Raw genomic sequence first — 4,020 nt, forward strand, 5'->3', positions numbered from 1 at the left:
ATCTAACTGGCCGGCAGATCGCGTTTGAGCGCAGCGAGGTCGTGGTTTTTATGTGCTAAATTTACGCAGACAAGGAAACTAAATGCAAACGGACGCTTTTGGCTGGCTAAAATTTGAGCTCTACGAGTATCTAAAACTATACGATGCGGGCTTAAAAAAACGAGCAAGCGAGCATCTAAAGGGCACTGTAAGTAAATTTAAAAGCGAATTTAGCCAGACGCAGCGTGACCGTGCACTAGGCGAACTTTGCCACGAAATTTTAGACGAAAATAAAAGCGAGCTCAAAAATCTAAAAAATCGCGGCAACGGCGAGCTGCCGTTTCGGCTCGGCGAGCTAGTCGGCGAGTATCTAAAAGGGCGCTGCGACGCAGGCGAGATGCCGCATCTGCGCTGGGCGTACCAGATCTGCACGCGCGGCTTGCGGGAGCTTGATAGGAATGAGCTTTTGCGCCGTGCATACCGCCATGAGCATTGCGACGCACGAACCGTGGAGTTATACTTTTGTAAGCTATTAGATGCACTAGACTGGGGCGCGCACCATTTCCCTGAGGGTTGCCTGATAGAGCGCACATACTACGAGCAGCTGATCCGCGAAGCTCGCGACGCAAGAGAAAAACACGAGATAAGCGCGCGGCTAAATTTAGAGTTTGAATACTTCGTAAAGCTTTACGAATGCTATTTTGAGTTTAAATCTCGCGGCGGCGAGGTCGATTTTTACGCACTGTGCGAAAAGGCGGGGCTAAATTTCGCGCCCGTAAAGTCTTTTTATTATGAGTAGCGAGCGGAATTGAAACGAGCACCAAATTTGTAGCTCAAAATTTGGCGTTTAGTTAGTCGCAAACGATACGCTGAATTTTAAAATTTAAGCAAATGTGGCTCGGTTTAAATTTTAACTCAAATTTTACTCGCGTCCCCGCAAATTTTACAAAACGCTCAAATTTACGCCTACGCCGCTATATTTTGCAGATTTTCAAAGCTAAATACGTTTAGCCCGTTTTTGTATTCGTAGCTTAGAGTTAGCTTGTGAGCTTTGATTATGTTTTCGACGATGTAGAGCCCCAGACCAAAGCTCTTTTGCGCACTTTCGCCTTTGGTAAAGGGCTCGACGTAGTGGCGCAGCTCCTTTGATAGCCGCTCGCCCTCGTTGATAAATTTGATAGATTCGCGCGTGATCGTGATATTTACGTGCTTGTTTGGGGAGTATTTTAGCGCGTTATCGATCATGTTCTTAGCGGCGATCGCTAGCAGCTTAAAGTCTGCGTTTAGGTTCACGTCCTCTAGTTTGCTGATCGTGACCTGTCCGGGATCTACCATCGCGATATCCAGAGCCTCGTCGATGACGTCGTCGATACGGCAAATTTTAGTGTTATTTAGCGCGATGTTTGACGTGACTTGCTCGACGGCGGCAAATTCGTTTATGAGATTTTCAAGTTTTATAAACACAGACACTAGTCGCTCTTGGTTTTTGCTTTTTTCGATCATTTCGGCGGCTAGGCGGCCTTTGGTGATCGGCGTTTTTAGCTCGTGCATTATGTTTCTTAAAAATAGCTTGCGCGACGCGTTTAAGCTTTTGATCTGGGACACCGCGTCATAAAACGCCTCCGCAACTTCGGAAATTTCGTCGTTACCGCTGCTTACGTTTTGCACTTCTTCGATCTCGCCCGCGGCAAATTTAGCTATCTGGCGTTTTAGCTTTCTTAGCGGTTTTAGCTTCCTGATAACAAAAACGTAAGCGGCCAGAAGTATGATCGCAACTAGCAAAAAGATAATCTTGATGATGTCGTAGCGGTATGGTTGATAGTCGTTATCCTTTAAAAGCAGGATTTTATCCACGTGCTGGACTTTTAGATAGTGGTGATTTTGATAGATCATGATGGCGCTAGAGCCGATGTCTGCGGAGATCTCCTCAAGCACGGTTGCGTTTGCCAGGATCTCCTCTTTTTGCTGTTCGTTCGTGATCTCAGGCATCTTAAAGTCGCCCGTTTGACGCTCGTACTCTTTTTCGTTTATGATACCGCTCATCAAAAAGAGCTGATTTCTAGCGATCGTGGAGTATTTGGCGTTTAGTTCGCGCGCGTAGTTTTGCTTGTCGTAGTCCATCAGCCACAAAAATGCCAAAAAGATGCTCGTAAGCGCAAGCGCGAAGATAAAAGTGATAGTGTAAAAAACCGATGAGCGTTTCATTTGCGGGCTTTAAAATTTACTGCATTAGCTTGTAGCCGATGCCGCGGATAGCGTGGATGTACTTTGGATCTTTGGGGTCGTCGCCCAGCTTGCCTCTGATACGCCCGATGATGACGTCGATGCTCTTGTTCGTCGAGTCCTCGCTGATGCTCGCGCAGTTGTAGATAAACTCCTCGCGCGTGATGGCGCCGCCTTCTTTTTGAAGCATGTATTTTAGGATGTCGTACTCCGCTGCGGTCAAATTTAACGGCTCGCCTTTTAGCGTGATGACGTGTTTAAAATCATCTACCGCGATATCTTTTTTACGCGCAGGCTCTTTTGTGCCGCTTAAATTTGCGCCCGCTACGGTGCTTTGGCGGCGCAAGTGGCTTTTGATACGAGCTAGCAGCTCCTGCGGGTCGTAGGGCTTTGGTATATAGTCGTCTGCGCCGTTATCTAGGGCATTTACCTTGTCGGTGATATCGTGGCGTGCGCTTGAGATGATGATAGGCACGTCGTGGCGCTTGCGGATCTCTTTGCACACTTCTAGGCCGTCGAGTCCCGGCAGCGTGAGGTCTAGGATCACGAGGTCAAATTTTTCTACGTTTAGCGTCGAAAGCCCGATATACGGCTCCTCTGCAGTCTTTACATCCATATCGCTTTTTGCTAAAAACTCAGTCAAAATTTCCGCCAGCTCTAAATCATCTTCTATCATCAGAATTTTTATCATTTTATGTCCTTTTGTTGGATTATAGCGAGTTTTGACTAAATTTTTAATGGCGGTAGCGGCTTGTTTTTTGTTGTGCTACGCTTGCAGCTTGCAGACGGACGCTTTTTTAAGCTTGGTTAAATTTAATCGGTTCAAATTTAAAAAGGATAGAGCGTCAAATTTGACGGTTCAAATTTAAGATGAAATTTGGAAAATTTAAAAGAAAAGGCGCAGTTTCCCGCGCCTTAAGGTAGAAATTATTTTATAACAAGACCTTGGAAAAGTCCGCCGCGATTAACCCAAACGAGCGTCTTTTTACCTTTTGCACTTGCTAGGGCTTTGTTAAAATCATCCATATTTTTGATATTTTCCTCGGCGATTTGGATGATGATGTCGCCTTTTTCAAAGCCGATTTTTTCGGCATTTGAGCCAGCTTTTACGTCTGTTACTAGGATGCCTGTAGCATCGGGGGCTAGGCGGTATTTATACCTTGCGTTGTCGTCGATCGCCGTGACGCTAAGGCCTTGGATCGCCGTGCCATTTTTTGCCGCCGGGGTGTTTGTTTTTGTATTGGCATTAGCTAGTTTTATATTGGCGGTTTCGATTTTGCCGGAGCGTTCGTAGGTTAGCGTGATCTCTTTGTTTGGAGCTAGCGAGCCGATGAGATTTTTTAGGTCGTTTGCGTTTTTGATCTCTTTATCGTCGATTTTGATGACCAGATCGCCTCGCTTTAGTCCCGCGACATCGGCAGGAAGGCCGCTTTCTACGCTACTAATGAGCGCGCCTTCTTTATTTTTATAGATCTCTTTTTGCTCTTCGTTGAGATTTGCTATCATCACGCCGATATATCCGCGCTCGATCTTGCCGTCTTCGATGAGTTTTTTGGCGATATCTTTAGTCATATTTGACGGGATGGCAAAGCCGATGCCGTTGTTTCCGCCGCTGCGGCTAAGTATGGCCGAGTTTATGCCCACTAGGTAGCCGCGGCTATCGACTAGCGCGCCGCCTGAGTTGCCTGGGTTTATCGAGGCGTCTGTCTGGATAAAATTTTCGTATTGATTTAGGCCGATGTTGTCTTTATTTAAGCCGGAAACTATGCCCTGAGTGATACTGCCGCCCACGCCGAAAGGATTTCCGATGGCAAATAC

Annotated in this window: 4 protein-coding genes; 1 reads left to right on the top strand and 3 read right to left on the bottom strand. The window is 46.5% G+C overall.

Translation table 11 applies throughout. The features are described from left to right. Positions 1-82 precede the first annotated feature (82 nt). Positions 83-778, top strand: coding sequence for a hypothetical protein (locus tag Q0338_RS01100; RefSeq protein ID WP_298085152.1), 696 nt, complete (start codon positions 83-85; stop codon positions 776-778). Positions 779-945: 167 nt separating this feature from the next. On the opposite strand, the gene Q0338_RS01105 is transcribed toward Q0338_RS01100, so the two are convergent. The 3 genes from Q0338_RS01105 to Q0338_RS01115 form a co-directional block, all read right to left on the bottom strand. Continuing rightward, complete coding sequence (locus Q0338_RS01105; RefSeq protein ID WP_298085153.1) at positions 946-2,184, bottom strand: ArsS family sensor histidine kinase; 1,239 nt, start codon at positions 2,182-2,184, stop codon at positions 946-948. Positions 2,185-2,200: 16 nt separating this feature from the next. Continuing rightward, entirely contained in the window at positions 2,201-2,893 is a 693-nt protein-coding gene (locus tag Q0338_RS01110; protein ID WP_298085154.1) for a response regulator transcription factor, read from the bottom strand. Between the two features lie 236 nt (positions 2,894-3,129). Beyond that, on the bottom strand, positions 3,130-4,020 hold an 891-nt coding region (locus Q0338_RS01115), incomplete at its 5' end, for a PDZ domain-containing protein (RefSeq protein WP_298085155.1).

Origin of the sequence: uncultured Campylobacter sp., assembly GCF_938018145.1 — a bacterium.
Lineage (GTDB): Bacteria > Campylobacterota > Campylobacteria > Campylobacterales > Campylobacteraceae > Campylobacter_A.